Annotated in this window: 1 rRNA gene; it reads left to right on the top strand. The window is 52.1% G+C overall.

The annotated features are described in order from the left end of the window. A 23S ribosomal RNA gene (locus tag I6E24_RS17660) occupies window positions 1-259 on the top strand; the annotation flags it as partial.

Genomic DNA, 259 nt, shown 5'->3' on the forward strand with positions numbered 1-259 from the left:
AGAGTGAAATAGTACCTGAAACCGTGCGCCTACAAGCGGTTGGAGCTCCTTTCAGGAGTGACAGCGTGCCTTTTGCATAATGAACCTACGAGTTACTGTCGTTGGCAAGGTTAAGGGTCACAAGACCTGCAGCCGAAGCGAAAGCGAGTCTGAACAGGGCGTCAAGTCAGCGGTAGTAGACGCGAAACCAAGTGATCTACCCTTGGCCAGGATGAAGTCTGGGTAACACCAGATGGAGGTCCGCACCAATAAGCGTTGA

The sequence above is a fragment of the Bacteroides caecigallinarum genome (assembly GCF_021530995.1).
Classification (GTDB): Bacteria; Bacteroidota; Bacteroidia; order Bacteroidales; family Bacteroidaceae; genus Phocaeicola; species Phocaeicola faecigallinarum.